The sequence below is a fragment of the Peribacillus frigoritolerans genome (assembly GCF_040250305.1).
Taxonomy (GTDB): Bacteria; Bacillota; Bacilli; order Bacillales; family DSM-1321; genus Peribacillus.
In genome coordinates this window covers 843,416-865,943 of the sequence record NZ_CP158190.1, presented here as the reverse complement: position 1 = coordinate 865,943, position 22,528 = coordinate 843,416, and the positions used below count along the sequence as shown (strand labels likewise).

Sequence of the window (22,528 nt, the reverse complement as noted above, 5' to 3'; positions counted from 1 at the left end):
CAGAAAGAAGAAATATACCCCGAATAAAAACCGATAGTAACATGAATCCGTCATGTAATTAGGGTAAATAATAAAGTGAATAATAAGTTCTTCCATTCGTATTTCAGCTAACGAAACCATTAGTGCAGTACCATCAAAATAAAGTGGGCTTATATGTAATTTTTTAATCTCTTTTCCATCAGTTCTGCCATTTGTTTAGAATTTTGATTTCCTTCATTTTGTAATTTATCAATGATGTTAATATAATCCGTTTCATTTCTGTTCTGACTTAATTTATATGCAGCCTGAATTTCTCCCACCTTAATCCTAAATCCAACTATACCTTTCAGTTCACTTTCTAAGAGCTGAGGAGAAAGTTTATCCCATAAAACAGGGTTTTCACGATTTTCTTCATATTTTTCCAGCATTATTGTTAATTCCTCGATTAATTCATCTTTCTCTAAAACGCTTGCTTTACCATATACATGGACGGCTTGATAATTCCATGTTGGAACTCCTTCATGCCCATACCAAGAAGAAGAAATGTAAGCGTTCGGTCCCTGAAACATTACAAGCACATCTTCACAGGTTTCATATGTTCTCCACTGAGGATTTCCATTTGCCAGATGCCCAGTAATATAGTAATCATCACCTTTTTTATTTAACCCCAAAGGCAAATGAGTCGCAATTGGTTTTCCTTGTTCTGTTGTGACAATCGTTCCAAAAGAGTTTTTTTGAACAATATCCCAAATTTCAGTCAACATTAGTGACCTTAAAATATTTTGGAATTTACATAATGATCCACCTTTCAAAATAAGTTATAGAAGTGTTTTGGTCATTATAAAGTCCGTTTGTTCTTCATCACCCATATAAAAAGAATGGGCTCCAGTTTGAACAAACCCAATTTTCTTATAAAAACCAATGGCATTTTCATTTTTTTCCCATACGCCTAGCCAAATTTCCTTTTTATTACGTTCCATCGCAATTTCCATAGCTTTATTTAGCAGATATTTACCAAGCCCATGTTTTTGAAATTTGTTCTTTATATAAATTCGCTCGACTTCAAGTGATTCATCACCCATTTCTTCAGTCTGAGCACCATTGGTATTGACCTTTAAATATCCAGCGACTTCGTTATTAAAATAAACAAAAAAGAATTGCGAAGAAATATTGGATAATTCTTTTTCTAATTGTTTTAAGTTAAATGCCCTTTCCAAATAGGCATTCATATTTTCGGGTGAATTCTGATGCTTAAATGTCTCATTAAATGTTTCATAACTAATTTCTTGAAGAATGCGTGAATCGTCTAGGGTACACTTTTTAATAGTCATTTAAATATGCCGCTCCTTTATATAATCAATAATTTCTCTTGTTTCCCTTTTTTACAAATTCCCAGTCTTTTTCCACATTTTCCCTTACTCTTTGAAGAAGATTGGAAATGCTTTCTACTTCTCTTTTGGAAAATCCCTCTAATGCAACGATATTGGAATAATCATTTTCGCTTTTTATAAAAGGATAAACATTATTCCCTTTCTCTGTTGGAAAGAGTTTTTTAATTTTTTTGTTATGTTTATCTTCTTTCTTTTCAACAAAGCCATTGATTTCAAGTTTTTTTATAGCACGAGCTGCTGTTGTTCGATCTACTTTTATCATCTCAGCTAACTTTTCCTGAATGATTCCTGGGTTTTCACATATTCGGACAAGGTACAAATACTGCCCTTTTGTAAGGTCATATTCTTTAAATTCAATATTACTTATGGAATCTAATGCCCTTGCTATCATTCCAATTTCACGAAGAATTTCCTTCATAATTAACTCCTTAGCACGTATTTTTGTTGCAAATGCAATAAAAATGACATATATTTAATTTAACTCAACTTTGTTGCGTTTGCAACAAAAAATATGATAAAGGGGTCAAGTAAAGTGAAATATGTTTTTTATGTATTGGGAATTTTAATATTAACCCTTGGTATTTCATTCACTATACAATCAGACCTTGGAACTTCACCTTTTGATGCTCTTTTGGTGGGACTTTCCATAAATGTGGGGCTTACTGTGGGAAGTTGGGAAATAATAATAGCTTTGATCTTGATATGTTTTAATTCATTTTTAAAAAGGCAAAGACCAGAAGTTTTGGGGTTGTTAACAGCATTTATAACGGGTATCGGGATTGATATGTGGCTTTTTTTATTGCACAATTTGATAACACCTGAACTATGGTTCAGCAAAGTTATTTGTTTTGGAATCGGCTTGGTTGTTGTAGGATTAGGAACGGCAACATATTTACACACAAATTTTGCACCGATTCCAGTTGACCGATTAACATTAATCATACAAGAATTAACTAGAACAAATATATTCCTTTCGAGAACATCCATTTACCTCCTATTCTTGATATTGGCAATGATTTCAAATGGACCAATTGGCGTTGGAACTTTATTAACCGTTTGTTTAGGGGGGCTAATACTTAATTTCTTTATGCCAGTTACTGAAAAAGTAATAGACCGCATATTAACACATTCCAGTACATCACCAAATTATGATAAAGATAAAAACCATTCATTATAGAATGGTTTTTATCTTTATTGCTCAACTAACCTGCCCCTAAAAAGACTGCCAGCGATGGCAGCCAGATTTTAAAAGTACGCACCCGTTAGGTAAAGAACAAGTACTATAAAACTCTCTTATAAAGCAAGATTACGGATCAAAAAATCCAGTTGAAAAGAGCGTAAACTCCGATTAATGCAAAGAGAATTGTTAATATGATTATTGAGAAGCAACCCAAACTAACCAAATTATCTTTCAATAGATCGTCAGGTTGTTCCAGTAGACTCTCTTTCACTTTATTTTGTATAGGCGAAATTACCTGATTCAATTCCAGTCTTATTAAAATTTCACTATCACCTTTAAATTTCAGAGCTCGTGCTATTCTGAAAGGATCGTTTCCCATAGATTTTTCGAACAAAATACAAGCTTTTACCATCTCTGATGTCTTATTCTTTTCTAAATACCAGTAACGACCTGCCATTGAAGGGTATTTCAATGCAAAATAGATCTCCCCCAACTTTCTGCGGAGTTCTAACTCATTAGGATAGGTCGAAATTAACCCGTGTAGCCTATCCCTTGCTTTCCCTAAATCATTTTTTTCAATGTCCTCTTCTATCTTCTTAATCGTTTTAACAGGTATCTTTTCTATACAAACACCTCATTATCTTTTCTTTATAGTCTTTATTTCTAGATCGTTCAAAATAGTTCCTTCTCCAACAAACTGCCCCTTTAGTTCCATAAGAAAAAGCTGTCTTAAAGACAGCTCAGTTCTTCAGCTAACACACCCATTAGTTCATCAAGGATTAGTGTAGAGTTGACACAAACTGTGCAATAAAAAAGTACAACCCTTATGGTCTGTACCCGTATACAAACTTAAACATCAAAAAGAAAAATAGGACAATAGCAATTGTAGGAACAGACATAGCTATAACATAACCGTTAGCTTGCAGATCTTTCCGGCTTGAATACCATTTGTAAAAGATAAAAAGAAGTATAAATGACAACGGAAAGAATATGTAACCTGCAATGGTATCTACCCAACCTGTATTTTTATCCCAATAGGCATCAGGAAGAGGAGTTTCATATTCTTCATTTATTTTGGCTGTAACTTTGATAAAGATATAAGAAATTACAAAATAGTAAGCTACTATTGTGAGCTTAACCCACCAAAATAAAAACTTATTGGAAATTACAACTATAAATAAAAGTCCCATCATCACGAAGAAACCAGTGTATTCACCCATGTTAAAAGCCTCCACTTTATACATTTAGTTTATTAATCTAAATTAGATGGGTTTTCCAAATTAGAACTAAGTATGTAGCCGCAATCTGAACAATAATAAGAGATAATCTTGGAAGGTTTATTCTTTGGATTATCATGGGAAAACATTAGAACAAATTTAAACCCGGTTCCTAGAACACCTTTCTTAATGTTGTTTGAATTACATTTAGGGCATTGTTTGTCACTCATACTCTTTTACACACTCCTTATCTGGATAATATTACTAATTAGTAGGATACCACATTAATTAACTTTTTATCATTCTATAGGAGTATTAATGTTTACCGCACAGTTCGACTATACTCCGCTAAGGTTAATGAACTAACCTGCCTCGATAGTGCCATAAGAAAAGAGCTGCCTTAAAGACAGCTCTGATCTTCAGCTAACGCACCCTATAGTTTAAGTACAATATTTCACAAACTTCTAAAACTAATAAAAAAAAGACGGTGACTTACATAAGTCATCGCCCCGATATTACTAATTATTCAATGCACTAGTAGAATCCCACTCGTCAACTATATGGTCCCTAAAATAAGCTACTTTAATAGTTTATTCATTCCCCACTGGAAGTACAACAGTAAATGGTTGTAATTCCTTAGCTGGGAAAAAGCTTGAAAAATTAAATTGCAAAATTGTATTTTCCAACTTAAAGTTCATTATTTTTTCTTCCCCATTTAAATCGAATGTAGATTGGAAGTGCGCTGCTTTTTTATCGATAGTTTTCACTTTATTCAGATGAATACTATGATTTTTAGGTGGTACTGGATTTTCAGGATCGATTTTACCAATATATTCTTTATCTACTAGCAGTAATACATACTGCAAGTTATTTTCAAACAATTCAAGCTGATGCTTACTCAATTCCTTGGGGAGCCCTGTAAATTGATAATCGATTACAAGTTTACTGCCCTTTTTAGTTATATCATTTACCTGAAGGCCTACATTGAATCGTTTACTTTTTAATGTAAACGATTTTTTGTCCAATAGCTGTTGTACTTTTGGGTCCGCCACAGTAAGCTGCGGATAAAAAGTAAGTGAGGTAATATTTGACTTTAGCTTGGTCATTTTTGTTCGAACAGTACTATGATATCCATCCTCTTGTGCTGCCCCCTCTAGAGATGTTCCGTTTCCAAACCTATATACCTTTCCTTTATTATCAATTGCTTTTAGTATATAAATTTCATCATCTTTATATTTTTCCACCGTCTCATAAATAAGCGAAGATGACACCCTTGCGGTTAGGATCTCTTTAATACGGATTTTGACCTCATCATCCGGGTATCCTTGCTCCTGATCAATAACAAGTGTACTGTTTTTTTCTTGCTGAATTGGGATATCAAAATTCCATTCACCTTTTATCCCGTTAATATTATGAATTGTTATGGGGAGAGTAGAATTCTCCTTAAATGATTTATATGGATATTCCATTTTCCATTGGAAATTGTATCCCCCCTTGACCTTTCTAATGTCTGTCGACTTTCCATTCAACCAAGGGTCATTATCCCCTTTGTTGTGTTCGAAATTCATATCAAAGCTTACTTCCCCTTTTTCGTTATGCCCTTTTTCAACATCTTCATCTACAAATCCTGTAATTGATACCACATTGCCATCAAAATAAGCGCTGGTGAGTTTTACAGTCACTCCATTTTTAGTTAAGGATTGATTTAATTCTGTAACTGCATCTTGATTCGCAAGTTCAACGCCCATTGAATCATTGAATTCTTGAAAAATTCCGCCTATTATAGGGGTATTAGCCAATACTCTATTCATTGTAGGATTAACAAATCCAGAAGCAATGGTGATTCCAAGAAGAGCAGCTACAGCAGCTGAACCTGCAAGAACTTTCTTTTTCTTTATTTTCCTACCTTGCCCTGACATTTTTAAGCCTTTATCAATAGCGCCAAACACTTTTTCTTTTGGTACAACTATTTTTTCAATAGCACTTTTTACTTCTTTGTTATCCATTGCATTTGCCCTCCTCATCTTTATAGGACTTTTTTAATTCGGCTTTCCCCCTGCTTAAATAAGTTTTTACAGTCCCTTCGGGGATCTCCATGATTTCACTAATGGTTTTAATAGAATAATCATAGTAGTAAAACAAAATAATGGCGGATCTATAATTCCCTTTTAACTGTCCGATCGCATTTAATAGATCTATTGCTTCGTCATGACCTGAATGATAGGTTACCGTTAAATTAGACAATACTTCGTCTGTTAGTGGCACAATATTATTTCTTCTTTTGAGAATATGACCAGCACATCGGATAATGATCCTGGTAAGCCAAGTCATAAAGTAATCTGGTTGCTTTAACGAGTGAATACTCTTATAAGCTTGATATGTCGTCTCTTGAACGACATCCAATGCATCTTCTTCGTTATGTACATAAAGATAAGCAGTCCGGTAGATTCGTTCATAGTGCTGCTTTATGAGTTGTTCAAAAGCTTTTTTATTGCCCCTGATTGCTTTTTTAACCATCTTATCATTCTCAAACTCCATCTCTCTCTCTCAACTCCTTTCAACTATTAGTGGAATATATCTTCAGAAAAAGTTTCAAAAAGTTAAAGTATTTTTAGAAAAAGCATAACATGCAAATAAAAACCTAAGTTTAACAAAATAAACAGAAACCACTTTGCGATTTCTGCTTATTTAAACTGTTGCTTTTTTTTGATAGCTTTTGAATTTGTTGAGTGTATTCTGCAACTCAAAGGTGTTGTGAGTTTACACTTCATTCTACAAAATCTCTTATTGAACTAACCTGCCCCGTTAGTTCCATAAGAAAAAGCTGCCTTAAAGACAGCTCCGATCTTAAGCTAATGCACCCGTTAGTAAGGTCATCAAGAAAAAAAGGAGTTATCGAAGAAACTCACTTCAATTTTAATTTAACGCATCTTACGACCAATAGAAATTTTTCGTTATTTCTGCCTTCTTATTCCTTTTCTTCTTTTATTGCTGAAATGAACCATAACATCAGTTCAATACGTGTACATAATGTAAAAAGTTCAATATTAATCCTATAAAAGCAAATAATAGTCCAATGTAAAAAGTCCAAGGATTATCCTCTTTTTCAGAATCAAAGGTTCGGTAAGTAATAAAACCCAATAACAAAGATACGATAGGAATAATTATATACTGTGGCCCAAAAATAAAGGATACTAAACCTAATAATAGAGTTAGCATCCCATAAGGATTTTGTCCTTTTATAGTATTTAAATGCTCAATTTCCTCCGGGGTCAGACCCTCGTGTTCGTACTTAGTTATTATTCGTTTAAGCATCCCTTGCACCCTCCCTTGAAAAATGATGTTTATAACAAAATTAAGCTTACCATAATTGTTAATTATTGGTTAACTTGATTTGTAAAAAAATTGTAGAAACATCACCGTACCCTCGGACCCTGTAATTCAACTAACGCACCCGTTAGCCATCCATGAAGCGCAAAAATCAGCGCTTCACCACAGAGAATGAAAATGGTTCAGAACGGTCAATACTGATTCTACGGCTGGGAGAGGAAGGTCGATGAACTATGGTGCGTTAGAGCCCATCCGTTAGTCTGACTCCAACGACCAAGGTGCACCACTGACTGTCGCTCCCTTACGGGAAGCACACATGGTAGATTAATCCTATTCTGGTTTTTGCACCAGCCTCCAATTATATTGAGAGCCGTAGAAAGGATGTTTTCAATGGAAGTAGTCATTGAAAGAGCATGTGGTATGGATGTCCATAAGGACAATATTACTGCATGTATTATGACACCAGAAGGAAAGGAGATTCAAACGTTTTCAACAAAAACTGTTTTTCTAATTCAGTTAGTGGATTGGATTAAACAGAATAACTGTACTCATGTTGCCATGGAGAGTACCAGTGTATATTGGAAACCTATTGTTAATTTATTAGAAGCTGAAGAGATTGAGTTTTTAGTTGTGAATGCTCAACATATGAAAGCAGTGCCAGGGCGTAAAACAGATGTTAAAGATGCAGAATGGATTGCCAAACTTCTTCGTCATGGACTTCTAAAAGCTAGTTACATTCCAGATCGAAATCAACGGGAACTACGTGAACTAGTTCGGTACCGTAGAAGTATCATTGAAGAACGTGCTAGACAACATAATCGCATCCAAAAAGTGTTAGAGGGCGCAAATATTAAGCTAGGCTCAGTGGTTTCAGACGTTATGGGTGTTTCGGCTCGTGACATGCTTAACGCAATTGCCGAAGGTGAAGAAGACCCTGAAAAACTAGCAAACTTTGCTCGACGCACAATGAAAAAGAAGAAAGATGAACTAGAACTCGCCCTTAAAGGTTATATCAATTCGCATCAACGCCTCATGTTAAAAACCATTTTAAAGCATATTGATTTTTTAACAGAGCAAATCGAGATGCTCGACCAAGAGGTCGAGGAAAGAGTAAGCTCCTATCAAGAAGATGTGGAACGATTAGACTCTATTCCTGGCATAGCTACAAGAATGGCTGAGCAAATTTTATCTGAAATTGGGACTGATATTAAGAAACAGTTTCCAAGTGCAGCTCATATGTGTTCTTGGGCAGGACTAGTTCCTGGGCATAACGAAAGTGCGGGAAAAAGAAAATCGGCTAAAACAAAAAAAGGAAACAAGTATTTGAGATCAGCATTAACAGAAGCAGCTCATTCTGTAAGAGGATCTAAAAACTATCTCGGAGCACTGTATAGGCGTACAGCATCACGAAAAGGTAAGAAACGAGCAGGAATAGTAGTCGCTCATGCCATGTTACGTATCTCCTATTATCTCTTAACTCGAAAAGAAATGTATGTAGACTTAGGCGAAGACTACTTTGATAAGCAGAGACAACAATCAATTTTTCGGCACTCACTAAGAAGACTTGAAAGTTTAGGATACACAGTTACGTTACAAGAACCTGAAGCATCTTAAATTCAGTCCACTTACCTACAATAAATCAGTAAATTAGGCGCTCTCCCCTTTTTAAAAAAACAATGAGCTGCGTCTTCTTAAGTATTGCCTTTTCCCCTAAATTCCAGAAGTCTATTTTCATGGTAGTTTAAGTACAATCCTTCACAAGGCTTTCAATTGGAAATTGGGTACCCATCTCTTATAGCTCTAACTATGACTTCATAATCCTTCATGCCATGCTTTTGGGCGATTTGAGCCAAAGAATAGGCCAGTTCATTCCGTTGTTCTTCCTCTATCGGCACATGGACTTTAATCGTTTTGTTATTTGGATTGACTCCGAGCGATATAATATCATATTCATTAAATACCTTATTGCTTTCTTCCATGAATACTCGGCTCTGTTCTTCCTTTTTCTGATTGTCTAAGTAATCATAGACTACAAAAAGTATATACGCAGCCATGAGCACACCTAACCCTAGAAAAACACGTTTTTTTAATTTCTTCACTTTATATCTCCTTGTCCAAAATTCTGTCTCTTTTACATCCTTTTTAACTTTATCATATTTATCTATCTGTAGAACTATCTGGTATTTAGATGATTAAAAGCTACATAAAATAGGCTTCTCTCTTATTAAACTAAACTGCCCCGATAGTTGCATAAAGAAAGAGCTGCCATAAAGACAGCTCCGATCTTCAGCTAACGCACCCGTTAGTTCATTAGGAAAAAGGTGTCGCAGCAACCTTTATTTAGTTAGAGAATTTTACAAGCAAATCAGCCAGTATGATATTAAAGACAAGACAAATAGCTAAAAGAGTCTGGGAGATTCCAATCATTTATTTATTGTATGGAGGGTCCCCCCCCTCACCACCATTAGCGGATAAAGTTCCACGTTCTACTTCATACGAAAAGAACCAGGAACCCTTTTCCTTTCCTTTGTCCCATCTCTCAGTAAAAGTAATGATATATTTTTCCTTTCCTATTTCTTTTGCAGATGTTTCTCTCTCGACATGATAACCGTCAATCATTCCATCCCATATGCCAATATTTTTAGGGAAAACATCAGTAACAGTACCATTACCAGCAGTGGCAAATTCAACAGCCTCTTTCATTGAAAAGGGTGGCAAAGGTTCTGATATTATCTGAAAATATCCCGAAAGCAAACCACATGCTAAGACAGGGAAAAGAAAAAACATCTTTGTACTCAGTTGAACTTTAGCTCTAACATATAGCCATCTATCAATAAAAGCATAGAATAAAGCAACTACCATTCCGGCTAATGCTAATGTCGTTTCCTGAAAAAGCAAACCATTTGATAAACCGAAAAAACCATGAAACAAAACGTAAAGCCATGTATGTTTAATAAACCATTTTTTTTGTAGATATTCTATGCCTACCGAAACCAGGTTTCCATAAATCAAGACAATTGCACCCACATACATACTATATATAGATAACCAGCCTAAAAATTCACCTCCTAAATTATAGGGAGTTCCTACCTTAATTCCGCCAGCCATATACAAATAAGCTAAGATAATAGAAGTAACCGTTGTCGTGACATATGTGACTGTTATTTTCCTCTTTACCAGACTTTCAACATCCATTTAATCCCTCCCTTTAGTTGTATATTTATTTAGAACGAAAATAGTATAATTCCACAATTACAGCACACTCCTACAAAAGTTAATAAAGAAACAATTTATATAGTCACCCCTCTACACCCTAAGATTACCACAATAGCCCATATTTGTTATGCAACTAACCTGCCCCGTTAGTTGCATAAAGAAAGAGCTACCTTTAAAGACAGCCCCGATCTTCAGCTAACGCACCCTTAGTTCATTAAGGTATTACTACTTATTCCAATCCTTAACTAACATACCGTAAACAATATGGTCAACATAATGGTCATACAACCATTCTGCTTGTCTGATACAACCTTCAAAAAACTTCAATTTTTCTTCAAATTTAGAAACTTTGATTTCCAATTGTTTTAAATGTTCACGAAATTGAGATGATTGGTTTCCATCCTGAAACAATTCATCCAAGCTCCATACTTGCAGATACTTTGTTTCCTTCATTTGTTTACCCCCTAAAAATTTAAGACTATGACCCTTTATCGAACGTATATTCTCAGTTTATCATAATCTGTAATATTATGGGTGTTAATGAACTAACCTGCCCCTATAGTTGCATAAGAAAAGATGCTGCTGATCAGCTCCTGATAATGAAGTAAAGCACCCTTTAGTTTAAGTAGAAACCTTCACAATTTCTTCTAAATTTTAACATAATCCAATCCCTAAAATGTGTTGTTCCAGAATCTAGTGCAATACAAAAAGCGCCTCCTTCTTATTAAAGAAAAGCGCCCTTTTGTTGAAGATCAAGAAAGATGATTGTTTTTCTATTCATTCTGGCATATTATAACGCGGGAAAAAGTTATACACCATAAATGCGCCGAATAATATGAACATGATCGGGCCAAAAATCGCATCTTCTGCAAAACCGACGATTCCTAAAATTATACAAATAAGACCAAACCAGGAAGACAGCGAACTGACAGTATAGGTATATATGGCGCCAATAAACGTCAGTGTTCGCCCTAAGAATTGTCCTGATATAGGCTCTTTTGCTATATGAATGATACTTAAAACAACGCTCCATAATAATAGTGCTGGGATTCCCCATAAAAGAATCAATCCAAATAACTCTACCATTTTCCACCCTCATTATCCCTAATCCTTTTTTTGCTTCAAAGATTACATATTTATTATTCTCTTTCCCACTCTTTATTTCCTTCTTCAGCAAACCTTCCCCTATAGTTTAAGTACATTCCTTCACAATCTCCATCTATTTTAACAAAATCTCCAATTATCTTTAGGGAATATCCTCCACAATATGGCCCGATTGTTGAACACAAGTTAAAAACCTCTCTTCAACTAAACTGCCCCTTTAGTTCCATAAGAAAAGAGCTGCCTTAAAGACAGCTCTGATCTTCAGCTAACGCACCCGTTAGTTCAACAAAATCACTTAGCCTTATTATGCAGATCAAATGACTCTTCAGAGCCATCCCATTTTACATTTACTTTTATAACTTCGCCTTCACCTATTATTGCTCCATTTTCTGATCCACCTCTAATTGTAAATACTTTTTCGCTAAGTGGTTCTTTGTATGCCTCAGTTTTAGTTCCACTTGAAGTGGTTGTTTCATAAGTATATTCAAGGTTTTTCATGGAAGATAACTCATTCAAAGACCCCTTATATTTTAATACAAGTTCATAGCTATCTTTGCTAGAATGAGTGGTTTGTTCGTCATTCTCTCCCCAGAATTCAGTTGCTTCATAAGAATATACAGCTTCCCAATGTTCGCTTTCTCCTGTAAATTGATAATTATGTTCAGTCTTTTCCTCCGAAATAGTATCTTTTTTAGTGGTTTCCAAGTTAATGGTATCCGAATTAAAATCTTTGTTAGAGCTGTTGGAACCACAAGCTGTTAAAACCATCATTAAAAATAATACAGTAAAGATTTTCTTCACTTTAACTCCTCCCGAATGATAAAATTGCATTTCTTTTCAATTTTACCATTTAAAGGTTTTCCATTAAGTTTCAATTGAAAATTTTTCATTCCACTAACCTGCCCCGTTAGTACCATAAGAAAAAGCTGCCTTAAAGACAGCTCAGATCTTTCAGCTAACGCACCCGTTAGTTCCATAAAGAAAAAACTGCCTTAAAGACAGTTCCGATCTTAAGCTCCGCACCCTTTAGCTTAGTATGAAAAAACACCTTAGTTTACATTTTTTAGCACAGTAAATATACTGGTTTATGAACTTTCAATGGAGATTTTCTTCATTAATCGTTTTAATTTATCTTCTGTAGCTGTTCCCTCTACTGGTGTATAGATACTGCACCTTAAGTCCATGTCCCCCTGGACTTGAAGAGAAGTTAAATTAAACAGCATCTTTCCGGCTTTAGCATGTCTAAATTCAATCATCATTTCTGGAGCTTTACTCACTTGACTTTCTTGCCATAAAGATTGAAATTCTGGGTGAGAATTACTCATTTCTTTAATAAATAGGTTATACCATTCATCACCTAAGTAGTGACCATAATATGCACGAAAAATGGCAAGAAATCCTTTAACAAAATGCTCCCAATTCACAGCTAATGTTTTTAATTCTTTTCTTGTAAATACTAGATGGATCAAATTTCGTTGGTCATCTGGGAGTTGTTCAAAATCTAAAAATACATGAGCAGCAGCATTGTTCCAGCCTACAATATGACAATGTCGATCTGTAATGATAGTAGGGCAATACGTTAACTCAGCTAAAATTCTTTCCAAAGAAGGACTAAGTTTTGGCTGATCCTTTTTTCGATGAATAATGGATGATTTCACTTCTAAAGCTAAATCATATAGATACTCTCGTTCATCATTATTTAATTGTAGGGCTGTAGATATGCAATCCAATACGCTTGAAGAGACCTTTATATCCCGACCTTGCTCTAGCCACGTATACCAAGTAGTACTAACTCCCGCCAATTGTGCAACTTCTTCTCTTCGTAAGCCAGGTGTTCTTCTCCGTGTACCAGCAGGTATACCTATAGATTCAGGCTTTATTTGGGATCGCTTCGTTTTCAAAAATGAAGACAAAGCTTCAAGTCTGGTTTTATCATTCATTTCTAAAACCTCCATCATAACAATTTAACCTAGTAGTTATTATACCAGGATAAACACTCACTTGTAATAGGATAATTCCGAAGTATAATACAAGTATACTATTCATTTGGAGTGATGAAAAATGGAAAGAGTCGTTATTACCGGAATGGGAGTAGTCTCTCCTATTGGAAACAACGTAGAAAAATTTTGGAGAAATCTGACTGAAGGGAAGTCGGGCATTTCCTCTATTGATACATTTGACGTAAGCAATCATAAAGCAAAAATTGCAGGAATTATTCGTGATTTTAATGCAGATCATACTTTAGGAAAAAATGAAGCACGACGTCTAGATCGCTTTTCTCAATTTGCTTTGGCTGCTGCTGAACAAGCTTGGACTGATTCTAATTTAGATATTGATGATATCAATCTAGAAAGACTTGGCGTATATGTTGGTTCGGGGATAGGAGGAATTGAAACATTGATTGATAATGTGGATACTCTTCGAGAGAAAGGACCAAGACGAGTTAGTCCAACCCTGGTACCAGCCATGATTTCAAATGCTGCCGCAGCCCAAATTAGTATCAAGTGGAACGCAATGGGACCTACTATGTCACCTGTTTCTGCTTGTGCGATCGGAAATACAGCTATTGGCGAAGCATTCAGACTTATTCGCTTTGGAGAAGCAGATGCCGTTTTTGCAGGAGGAGCAGAGGCAGCTATAACTGATTTATCTTTAGCTAGTTTTGGTAATGCTACAGCATTATCAACGAGAAACGATAATCCAACTAAAGCCAGCCGTCCTTTTGATGTAAATCGAGATGGATTCGTCATGTCAGAAGGGGCAGGAATTTTAATCTTGGAATCTTTGTCTCACGCTTTAAGTAGAGATGCAAAAATTTATGCAGAGGTCATTGGGTATGGTGCGAGTTCTGATGCCTATCATATGGTAGCTACACACCCAGAAGGTAAAGGAGCCTATCTTGCAATGAAAATGGCTTTGAAAAATGCAAAAATTTCTCCTGAAGAGATTGATGTTATTAGCGCTCATGCAACAAGTACAGAAGTGGGAGATCGATCTGAGACACTAGCCATTAAAAAACTATTTGAATCAAAAGCTTATCAAATCCCAATAACAGCTAATAAATCTATGCTTGGTCACATGTTAGGAGCAGCTGGAGGCGTGGAAGCAATTGCTTTGGCAAAAAGTTTAAAGGAAGGAATTATTCCTCCAACCATCAACTTAGAAAAGCCTGATTCATTATGTGATTTAGATTATGTACCAGGTGTTGCGCGTAAAGTGGAAATAAGTACTGGTCTATCCAATTCATTTGGCTTTGGAGGTCATAATGCAGCTATCGTTTTAAAAAAATACGAGTGAATTAAAGAACCTTTAGTTAGTTACCATAATGGGTCTTATATAAAAGTAAATACGAAAAAGCCCTTTTTTCTTCTATTAAGGGCTTTTTTCTTGTTCATAAAAGTGTCCTTTTACGAACGGCAGCAACAATGCTATACCGCCCATTTCGGAAATTTTATACGTTAAGAGAATCCAACCTGAAAAGTCAATCTCCTCGTCGTTAAGGAGTTGACTTTTTTTCCTTCCTCTTAATGAACTAACGCACCCGATAGTTGAACAAGACTTCTCTTCATTATTTTCGAACTGTGCACTTCCCAAATCCCAATTCCATTATTCTCTACCCGAGGTACAAAAAATCCCCAATTATACTTAGGTGAATTTTTTATTAGGAGATTTCCTTATCATCGTCGAAAACAATTTCTATTATGGCAAGTAGCAATGCAATAATAATCTCTGTTTTCAAGGAGAGTGTAATACTTTTCATAAACTCATCCACTGCGAACAGGACTAACCAGTTCGATGTGCCTTCAAAACTGATTCGGACAAAAAATACTTTTATTTTCCCTGCAATATTTCGGACAGAAAGCTTGAAAATTGCTTTGGAAAACAATTCGACAATGATTCCTAAAATAAAGAAACTGACAACAAAAACAATCAATGACCAGATAGATTCATATTGAACGCCGAGCAGTTCAAAAACCCCTGCCAGTCCAAAGAAATAAAGCCCCAATACAAAGCCCACTACCAGGATAATGAGAAATGCTAATCCGGTAACTGTTGCCATCTTTTCTTTTATATTCATATCGCGAAATGAATCATTGTTATTTTCTGGCATAGTTCTGTTTCTCTTCGTTAGATCTTTTACTTCTGAAACCCTAACTTATTTTACCAATAACTAAGCTTTTTAGAAACATTGACCATTCGAACTACACTACGCTTGTTGAACTAACCTGACCCGTTAGTGCCATAAGAAAAAGCTGCCTTAAAGACAGCTTCGATCTTCAGCTAACGCACCCGTACAGTTGATGGTATATATGGTGATGGTTCTGAAGCAGCCGTTAAAGCTTTTCAAAAGAGAAGAGGATTAACGGTTGATGGACAAGTTGGTAAAAAGACTTATCATTATCTATCATTTGCAGCATATTAAATTAAAAAGTAAGCTAGGATTTTTCCTAGCTTACTTTTTTGTATGGTCAATTATATTGGCCTCTTTAGGCGCTTTGACTTTAAACAGGTCCAAATTAGATTTCTTATCTATTGTTTTAAGTGAAATTAGTTTCCCTTCTTCATAAGTTTTACCATCAATAATCTGTATCTCTCTTACTAACACATCAGTATTTTTATCAAACCAAAGCTCAAGTGTTTCTTCGTTTGATATTGTTATTTTGTAGACTTCTGCATCCCTATCTAATATTTTTTTCGTCCCTAACGATTGAATTTTTTCTTTTTCAAATTCAGAAAATATCTTTGATTCAATAGATGGCCCTGGATTATCATTTGTTTCAATTAAAAATTGATTATCATTTTTTGTGTAAGAAGCGATGGTTTTACCATCCGATACAGAAAAATCCCCGTTTTCATTTTCAGTTCGTTCTTGATTACCAGAAATATATGTTGTGATTAATTCGCCGTTGCTGTTTTCTTCAACACTTACTAGTATTTCTTCGGGTGATATTTTGCTACCACTATCCATTTTTTCGAATTTATCAGCCAGTATTACGTTAAGAGCGTTTTGAATGGATGCCTTTACAACGGGTGTTGACAATGATCCAATACTAAGCAATAGAATTGCAGCACTTGCAATAAACCCAATTAACCATTTTAACTTTTTTCTATTGTTATTCATTTCACTATAGGCTTTGTTAATTCCTTTTTGACTCATCAGTTCGAACTCTTTGGGTATTTCAATATTTTCGAGTTCTTGTTTTATCTTATTTTTCATAGGATATCCTCCTTATTTAATCTTTTTCTTAACTTTTCTAATGCTCTATACAAAGTGGTTTTTATTGTACCTAAAGGCATATCCAATGTGATTGCGATTTCATTTAAAGTGTAATCATGAAAATATTTTAAAAGAATAACACTTTTTTCGACTTCGCTAATCTCTCCAATTAAAGTCTGTAAATACAAAGATAATGCGGTATCTTCTTCTTTTTTATCAATAGTTATTAATTCCATGTGTTCGGGTTTTAAGGCAAAAACTTTTTTATGCTTTCTTAACATATCAATAGAGCAAGTTATTACAATCTTTATTAACCATGTTTTAAAGTACTTTGGTTCTTTTAAGAATTTGATTGATTTAAAAGCTTTATACGCTACTTCTTGTACAATATCCAAAGAATCTTCTTGAGTTCCCATATAAGTAAAAGCAGTTCGATATATTTCCTCTTTATAGTTTTGAAATAATGTTTCAAAAGCGTTTTTATCACCCTTTTGTGCTTTTCTAACTAACCTTTCAATTTTCATCACCTTCTTTTTCTCTTATTACAAATATTAGACGAAAATCTAGAGTATTTGGCTTTACTTTTTTTATTTTGTTTATATATTTTTTTTTGAATCTGAATGTATAATTTTTTTAAAGATCGCACATTCAAAAGGCCGCCAATTGGCGGCACTCTTATGGCGCTAACGCACCCGTTAGTTCCATAAGGAATACAATTAGGGGTACCGTCAGGAAAATGCGGATTTACAACGTTAAGGAATTTTCAATACTAAAAAGCCCAACTTCATCGTTAATTAAGAGAAATTGGGCTTTTTTCATTACTCCATAAGCATTTTTAAGTTATATTCAAAAACCATGCTTTGACATTGTCTAAAGCATGGTAATTATTTAAACTAATATAAATCTGCTAAGTTGATTTTTTTAGCTCATCTATTTATTGAATTCATTAACTGGAAGAAGTATTCAGGTTTGTGAGTCTTATTTAGGTTATACCATGAATGTAATGTATCTGGTGCAAATACATCTAATTTTTTCAGTACTTCCATCGCAAATTCCAGAGGAGCTACTCCTGATGCAGTAACCAAATTCTCACCAGATACCGCAGGTCCCATCTCATAAAATTTTTCTCCTTTATAATTAGGACAAACCATTTTAATATACTCTAAGTTATTGCTTGTATGCTTTCTAGAATCTAGGTATCCCATATTCGCAAGGGCCTCAGTTGCGCCACAAATTGCAGCAACAATAGTGCCAAGCTTTAAAGCTTCGCCAATTTTTTTCATGATTGGTTGATGAATAACTTCTCCCCAAGTATTCCCTCCAGGCAAAACTAAAAGATCTTTACTCTCAAGAGTACACTCATCAAGGGGAATATCTGGTTTTATGCTCAGTCCCCCCATCGTAGTAATAATTTCTTTATTAGCTCCTACTGTAACTACTTTTAAAGGTGCTATATCTTTTTTGAAATATCTTCCTGTGTTTAGTTCGGCAATTAAATATCCATATTCCCAGTCTGACATTGTGTTAAATACATATAGATAAACTTTTTTTGTTTGCATCCAATAACACTCCCAATCACAATTGATATAGCCAATTATAATATAACTTCCCTGACAGCTAACGTCAGGGAAGTTATCATACTTGATGAAATTTTATTAATTCCGACAGAACTTCAATAAGTCTTTTCTTTAGACTTATTGGCTCAATAACTTGAATAGATTTACCGTACGGTAAAAGTAAATAAGGTACATATGTATGTATCATATCCTTTTCAAGAAGAAATACTGCTTGATTTGAAGTCCGTTCTTGTAAATAATGTCCTAAAAACCAATGTTGGCAAATATCTCCCAACGTCCTTGTATTCCCATTAATAACTAAAGAAGTATTCCCTCCCTTATCTTCTATAGTTGGAAGGAGGTTTTTCATAAAAAAGTCACGTGCTGAAAAATTTTCTGGCCGGTTAAACTTATTTTCGGTTAGCATTAGACTTTCAATTCGATCTACTCTAAAACTACGGATATCATCCCTAAGATGACAAAATCCAATCACATACCACTTATTATTCCAATAGATAATTCTGTACGGATCTACCAATCTATAATTTAATTGCTTTTCGCCACTTTTATGGTAAAGAATTTTTACTGAGTACCCGTCAGCTACGGCCTGCTCCAACTCCTTCAAAAAAGGTTCCATAGAGATTGAACTTAATCGACTTATTACTTCAAGACTAGTTAAATGTTGGTTTATCTTTGTTTCCTGCTCTTGATTTGAGTATTTACTTAGTTTTGAAATGGCCCTATTTAGTGCTTCACTTCCATAATATCCGGCTTCTTCTGCAAAAACAGCAGCGTGAAATAGTGAAGTTTGCTCCTCAAAATCAAAAAAAAGAGGAGCCTCAATAAAATTGTTCAATAAAGTGTATCCACCGTTATGTCCTGGTTCTGAAATTATAGGTACGCCACTTGTTGAAATTGTATCAATATAACGATACACAGTCCTTATATTCATCTCTAACTTTTCTGAAATTTGTTTTGCAGTAATTTTTTCACCTGAACGAAGCATCCATAGAATTGCTAACATATTGTCAATTTTAGGCATATAATTCCACCTCTATATGGAATTTATTTTCTATTATATATTTCCGATTTTTGGTATAACTCATCAACTGTTCCTTTCCGATAGCTTTCTATATAATGAGGCCCTAGACACATTTGTAATTTCACAAATTTGATTTACAGTCATATCTCCCTCTTTATAAAGCTTTACTGCATAATTCATTCCTGCATGATTTTTATGGTACTTCTTTAACCGACCTTTAAACTTTCCTTCTTTCTTAGCCAGTTCAATCCCTTCACGCTGCCGCATACGGATAAGATCACGTTCTAATTGGTTTACACCCGCCATCTTCGGTATCCCGGTTGGCCATCGAATTTAAGTGAATTGCTAAAAAATGGGTGGTTCCATCTTCAACTAAACTGCCCCGTTAGTTGCATAAAGAAAAAACTGCCTTTTAAAGACAGCTCCGATCCTAACCTAAAGCACCCGTTAGTTAAATTAGAATAGTGGTATTTCAATTCCCATTTATGTCATTGAAGATATATAAACCTACACCCAATATAAAAATAAGAATAAACACAATCCACTTTGTATAATACCAGCCCTTTATTCTATCAATAACTACAAAAAGAGTAATAATAACAATAAGAGATATACCCAGGGATACACCCAATGTTGTCCATATGTTCCTATATTGGATAGGAAGTAATTCAGTTAATAGATAACAACTTCCAAAAAAAAACAAAATACCTGGAGGCTGTTTCCTTTTATATTTTTCGGTTCGTTTGGGGTATAATTCCATTTACTTTTGGACTCCTCAACTATAATTCCTTAAGTGATAAAGTTCAATTTAATCATATATTCCTCAACTCTTGAAGCTGTTAGTGGAACAAGGTACTTACATTTAATCCCTGTAATTTTATTATATCATCTTAATGAACTAAACTGCCCCGATAGTTCATTAAGAAAAGCCATTGGTTTAATAAAAAATCGCTAAGCTCAAAAATGATTTTTGGTTATTACTCTCATAAATTCTTGAACTACTTCCCAAAGGATGGTACTTGTCACCTATATAAGTGAACTATATGATAACTTTTATATTTTCTACATCACAACGTAGTTTATAAAAATATTGAATAAGTTCATGCTCTTTTAAAATTGTTTCTTCCATCTTGAGTAGTGTTCTTTTTCCTATACGACGATCTAATAGACAAAGAATTCTAATCAAAGTATCCGAAGACTTTATTAATTCCTCAATTGGAGAGTTAAAGTATTTTTCTATTGCAAAGAAAAAATCATATTGACCATAAATTCCATCTGCTTTAAGCATTTTATGAGCTTGATCTTGTAAAGCTAGATTTTCAGTTACATCATCATCGTTATACTGATTAGATTTGGCTCGTATGTCACTTTCTCTATAAAACTCTTCTCTTTCAGCTGTAATTGTACACATACTTAATATTTCCACTTTATCAACGGTAATTATAGCTCTGCCTAATTGATCATGAGCTTTACGGTAATTGATAACTTGAAAATCCACTCTAGAACGCAATGGCTCACATAGAAAACTCGATAAACGTTTTTTTGCTTTACTCCATTTTGGACTATATAACAATTTACACCCCCAAATATTTTGCCCTTTATTTCCACAAGAAAAAGCTATCTAAAAGACAGCACCGATCTTCAGCTAACGCACCCGTTAGTTTAAGTGCATTTCTTCACAATCTTCGCTATGTATAATAGAATAATGATAATAAAGAAAGGATGTTTACTATCAAAACTATTGCAAATAACTACAAAAACATCTTATTAGTTATTTTTTTCGTAGTTTGCGTTGTTAATGTTTTTAGTGATAATGAACAATTTAATATAGTTACTAATGTGGCTGCCATGATTTTTATTAGCATAGTCGGATTAATTAACAGAATATATGTAAAAAAAGAAGTATAATCGCAAAAATAAAAAGGAGCTGAAAAGCTCTTCAGGCTGTCGAGAAACCCTCGACAGCCTCTAGTTTTTTCTGTTTGATTCATCTATAGTAGATATTTCATATAAAACTAACCTGCGCCCTTAGTTCCATAAGAAAAAGCTGCCTTAAAGACAGCCCCGATCTTCAGCTAACGCACCCGTTAGTTTAAGTACATTTCTTCTCATTATTATTGTCTCCTATTCTCATAATGCCTTTTATGGTTCCGAAATCCCATAGGCTAAAGTTAGGGCCAAAGTAAAAAGAGTTAAAGCGATAAAAAATATGCTATTCGATATAACACTGATTACTCTTATACCAAATTGCTTTGTCTTGATTCCCAAAATCAGAGCTACTAAAAATCCAATATCAATTATAAAAAATAAAAAAATGGGTATCCTTAAATCCGAGTTTGGGAAAAATCTGCCGATATAAAAAACTAGTAGTGCAGCAATCACTAAAACTACAGTCAATATCATTGGTATAGCTGCTTGTTTATTAACTTTTTGGTTTTCCAAAATATCACCCCTACCCCTATATTACCAAAATTTACCTAAACGGAAAAGGGAATAATCTCTGTAAAATATTTTAAAGATTAATCATAGAAACACCCTAAAAAACCAATCCTAGCAAGGTTCCATCAGTTGTTATGGCGCTTTGTGAATACACTAAGCTTATTCAACTAAACTGCCACGTTAGTTCCATAAGAAAAAGCTGCCTTAAAGACAGCTCCGATCTTCAGCTAAAGCACCCGTTAGTTCATTAAGGTTTTTCATTTATGATTCGCGACTATATTTTAGTGGAATTAGTTCACCAATTTTAGTTTTCTGTAACTCGCCATCTATATCTAAAACAACAAAACAATCTGGTGAATAATCGGAGATTAGTTCCCTACACATCCCACACGGACTAACTACTCTTAACTCTCTATTTTTTTCATCGGAATAAGGATGTCTAACGGCAACAATTGTATCAAAGTATTTTTCTCCGTTTGAAATTGCATTTCCAATCGCGATAGCTTCAGCACATACTGTAATCCGTCCAATGTATGCTTCTATATGTACCGCAGAAACAATATTTCCTGACTTTGTTTTTAACGCTGCTCCTACATGATGCCTATCATCTTCATAGAGATGAGTAATTTTACTTTTAGCTTCATCAATTAATTTAAAATCATTTTCTGTTAAAGGATAAGTTTTCATAATTTCCCCTCATTTTTTCTTATTTGTTTACCTACTTATATTTAAAGTATTTTTATTTACAGTATCTCTATATTCTAACTTAAGAAGTGTTCTTTTTATGAATAATATAAATATTATTATGTTTTTACCAAAAATCCTTGTTGAACTATTCTGCCCCTTTAGTGCCATA

General features: G+C 34.4%; 26 protein-coding genes and 2 pseudogenes. 4 read left to right on the top strand and 24 right to left on the bottom strand.

Features of this window, described 5'->3' with window-relative positions:
• Nucleotides 1–149 precede the first annotated feature (149 nt).
• The 3 genes and pseudogenes from ABOA58_RS04210 to ABOA58_RS04200 form a co-directional block, all read right to left on the bottom strand.
• Nucleotides 150–768 (bottom strand): annotated as a pseudogene (locus tag ABOA58_RS04210) (FMN-binding negative transcriptional regulator).
• Nucleotides 769–797: 29 nt separating this feature from the next.
• Nucleotides 798–1,310: a GNAT family N-acetyltransferase gene (locus tag ABOA58_RS04205; RefSeq protein WP_350301335.1), complete on the bottom strand. Its 513-nt coding sequence runs from the start codon at nt 1,308–1,310 to the stop codon at nt 798–800.
• Between the two features lie 25 nt (nt 1,311–1,335).
• Nucleotides 1,336–1,788 carry a MarR family winged helix-turn-helix transcriptional regulator gene (locus ABOA58_RS04200; RefSeq protein WP_350301334.1) on the bottom strand — a complete coding sequence of 151 codons (453 nt, stop codon included), beginning with the start codon at nt 1,786–1,788 and terminating at the stop codon, nt 1,336–1,338.
• A gap of 114 nt (nt 1,789–1,902) precedes the next feature.
• Here ABOA58_RS04200 and ABOA58_RS04195 point away from each other — a divergent pair, with 114 nt between their 5' ends.
• On the top strand, nt 1,903–2,547 hold the full coding sequence (locus ABOA58_RS04195; protein WP_350301333.1) for a YczE/YyaS/YitT family protein: 645 nt from the start codon (nt 1,903–1,905) through the stop codon (nt 2,545–2,547).
• Between the two features lie 136 nt (nt 2,548–2,683).
• On the opposite strand, the gene ABOA58_RS04190 is transcribed toward ABOA58_RS04195, so the two are convergent.
• The 5 genes from ABOA58_RS04190 to ABOA58_RS04170 form a co-directional block, all read right to left on the bottom strand.
• On the bottom strand, nt 2,684–3,175 hold the full coding sequence (locus ABOA58_RS04190) for a DUF6584 family protein (RefSeq protein ID WP_350302789.1): 492 nt from the start codon (nt 3,173–3,175) through the stop codon (nt 2,684–2,686).
• A gap of 199 nt (nt 3,176–3,374) precedes the next feature.
• Nucleotides 3,375–3,770: a hypothetical protein gene (locus tag ABOA58_RS04185; protein ID WP_350301332.1), complete on the bottom strand. Its 396-nt coding sequence runs from the start codon at nt 3,768–3,770 to the stop codon at nt 3,375–3,377.
• Between the two features lie 587 nt (nt 3,771–4,357).
• Nucleotides 4,358–5,773, bottom strand: a complete 1,416-nt coding sequence (locus tag ABOA58_RS04180; RefSeq protein ID WP_350301331.1) for a DUF4179 domain-containing protein — start codon at nt 5,771–5,773, stop codon at nt 4,358–4,360.
• Nucleotides 5,766–6,305, bottom strand: coding sequence for a sigma-70 family RNA polymerase sigma factor (locus ABOA58_RS04175; RefSeq protein ID WP_350301330.1), 540 nt, complete (start codon nt 6,303–6,305; stop codon nt 5,766–5,768). The genes ABOA58_RS04180 and ABOA58_RS04175 overlap by 8 nt, the downstream gene beginning before the upstream one ends.
• A gap of 471 nt (nt 6,306–6,776) precedes the next feature.
• Nucleotides 6,777–7,082: a cell division protein FtsK gene (locus ABOA58_RS04170; RefSeq protein ID WP_137020893.1), complete on the bottom strand. Its 306-nt coding sequence runs from the start codon at nt 7,080–7,082 to the stop codon at nt 6,777–6,779.
• Between the two features lie 405 nt (nt 7,083–7,487).
• On the opposite strand from ABOA58_RS04170, the gene ABOA58_RS04165 reads away from it, so the two are divergent.
• On the top strand, nt 7,488–8,711 hold the full coding sequence (locus tag ABOA58_RS04165; RefSeq protein WP_350299195.1) for an IS110 family transposase: 1,224 nt from the start codon (nt 7,488–7,490) through the stop codon (nt 8,709–8,711).
• Between the two features lie 152 nt (nt 8,712–8,863).
• Here ABOA58_RS04165 and ABOA58_RS04160 read toward each other — a convergent pair whose 3' ends face one another.
• The 7 genes from ABOA58_RS04160 to ABOA58_RS04130 form a co-directional block, all read right to left on the bottom strand.
• Complete coding sequence (locus tag ABOA58_RS04160) at nt 8,864–9,196, bottom strand: hypothetical protein (protein WP_350301329.1); 333 nt, start codon at nt 9,194–9,196, stop codon at nt 8,864–8,866.
• 328 nt (nt 9,197–9,524) lie between these two features.
• A complete protein-coding gene (locus tag ABOA58_RS04155; RefSeq protein WP_350301328.1) occupies nt 9,525–10,292 on the bottom strand; it encodes a hypothetical protein in 768 nt (255 codons plus the stop codon).
• A gap of 246 nt (nt 10,293–10,538) precedes the next feature.
• Complete coding sequence (locus ABOA58_RS27735) at nt 10,539–10,766, bottom strand: hypothetical protein (protein ID WP_434547761.1); 228 nt, start codon at nt 10,764–10,766, stop codon at nt 10,539–10,541.
• A 324-nt stretch (nt 10,767–11,090) separates the two neighbouring features.
• Nucleotides 11,091–11,399, bottom strand: coding sequence for a hypothetical protein (locus ABOA58_RS04145; RefSeq protein ID WP_350301327.1), 309 nt, complete (start codon nt 11,397–11,399; stop codon nt 11,091–11,093).
• A 53-nt stretch (nt 11,400–11,452) separates the two neighbouring features.
• On the bottom strand, nt 11,453–11,602 hold the full coding sequence (locus ABOA58_RS04140) for a hypothetical protein (protein ID WP_350301326.1): 150 nt from the start codon (nt 11,600–11,602) through the stop codon (nt 11,453–11,455).
• Nucleotides 11,603–11,708: 106 nt separating this feature from the next.
• Nucleotides 11,709–12,218, bottom strand: coding sequence for a hypothetical protein (locus ABOA58_RS04135; protein WP_350301325.1), 510 nt, complete (start codon nt 12,216–12,218; stop codon nt 11,709–11,711).
• A 284-nt stretch (nt 12,219–12,502) separates the two neighbouring features.
• Nucleotides 12,503–13,357, bottom strand: a complete 855-nt coding sequence (locus tag ABOA58_RS04130; RefSeq protein WP_350301324.1) for a helix-turn-helix transcriptional regulator — start codon at nt 13,355–13,357, stop codon at nt 12,503–12,505.
• A 121-nt stretch (nt 13,358–13,478) separates the two neighbouring features.
• On the opposite strand from ABOA58_RS04130, the gene fabF reads away from it, so the two are divergent.
• Nucleotides 13,479–14,714, top strand: a complete 1,236-nt coding sequence (gene fabF, locus ABOA58_RS04125; RefSeq protein ID WP_350301323.1) for a beta-ketoacyl-ACP synthase II — start codon at nt 13,479–13,481, stop codon at nt 14,712–14,714.
• Nucleotides 14,715–15,078: 364 nt separating this feature from the next.
• Here fabF and ABOA58_RS04120 read toward each other — a convergent pair whose 3' ends face one another.
• Nucleotides 15,079–15,528, bottom strand: coding sequence for a YrvL family regulatory protein (locus tag ABOA58_RS04120; protein ID WP_350301322.1), 450 nt, complete (start codon nt 15,526–15,528; stop codon nt 15,079–15,081).
• A 195-nt stretch (nt 15,529–15,723) separates the two neighbouring features.
• Here ABOA58_RS04120 and ABOA58_RS04115 point away from each other — a divergent pair, with 195 nt between their 5' ends.
• A complete protein-coding gene (locus ABOA58_RS04115; protein WP_350302788.1) occupies nt 15,724–15,840 on the top strand; it encodes a peptidoglycan-binding domain-containing protein in 117 nt (38 codons plus the stop codon).
• A gap of 30 nt (nt 15,841–15,870) precedes the next feature.
• Here ABOA58_RS04115 and ABOA58_RS04110 read toward each other — a convergent pair whose 3' ends face one another.
• From ABOA58_RS04110 to ABOA58_RS04075, 8 genes and pseudogenes are all read right to left on the bottom strand, one after another.
• Nucleotides 15,871–16,635, bottom strand: a complete 765-nt coding sequence (locus ABOA58_RS04110) for a LolA family protein (protein ID WP_350301321.1) — start codon at nt 16,633–16,635, stop codon at nt 15,871–15,873.
• Nucleotides 16,632–17,159, bottom strand: a complete 528-nt coding sequence (locus ABOA58_RS04105) for a sigma-70 family RNA polymerase sigma factor (protein ID WP_350302787.1) — start codon at nt 17,157–17,159, stop codon at nt 16,632–16,634. Before ABOA58_RS04105 ends, ABOA58_RS04110 begins: the two co-directional genes overlap by 4 nt.
• A gap of 402 nt (nt 17,160–17,561) precedes the next feature.
• The gene (locus tag ABOA58_RS04100) at nt 17,562–18,194 is read right to left on the bottom strand and encodes a type 1 glutamine amidotransferase family protein (RefSeq protein WP_054396774.1); all 633 of its coding nucleotides are present in this window, start codon (nt 18,192–18,194) and stop codon (nt 17,562–17,564) included.
• Between the two features lie 76 nt (nt 18,195–18,270).
• Nucleotides 18,271–19,233: a helix-turn-helix transcriptional regulator gene (locus tag ABOA58_RS04095; RefSeq protein WP_054396776.1), complete on the bottom strand. Its 963-nt coding sequence runs from the start codon at nt 19,231–19,233 to the stop codon at nt 18,271–18,273.
• Between the two features lie 63 nt (nt 19,234–19,296).
• A pseudogene (locus ABOA58_RS04090) lies at nt 19,297–19,548 on the bottom strand (recombinase family protein); the annotation flags it as partial.
• A 724-nt stretch (nt 19,549–20,272) separates the two neighbouring features.
• Entirely contained in the window at nt 20,273–20,806 is a 534-nt protein-coding gene (locus ABOA58_RS04085; protein WP_350301320.1) for an SF0329 family protein, read from the bottom strand.
• A gap of 569 nt (nt 20,807–21,375) precedes the next feature.
• Nucleotides 21,376–21,675 carry a hypothetical protein gene (locus ABOA58_RS04080; RefSeq protein WP_350301319.1) on the bottom strand — a complete coding sequence of 100 codons (300 nt, stop codon included), beginning with the start codon at nt 21,673–21,675 and terminating at the stop codon, nt 21,376–21,378.
• A gap of 258 nt (nt 21,676–21,933) precedes the next feature.
• Nucleotides 21,934–22,359 (bottom strand): cytidine deaminase, encoded by a 426-nt coding sequence (locus ABOA58_RS04075; protein WP_048684121.1) that lies wholly within the window; start codon nt 22,357–22,359, stop codon nt 21,934–21,936.
• Nucleotides 22,360–22,528: the final 169 nt, after the last annotated feature.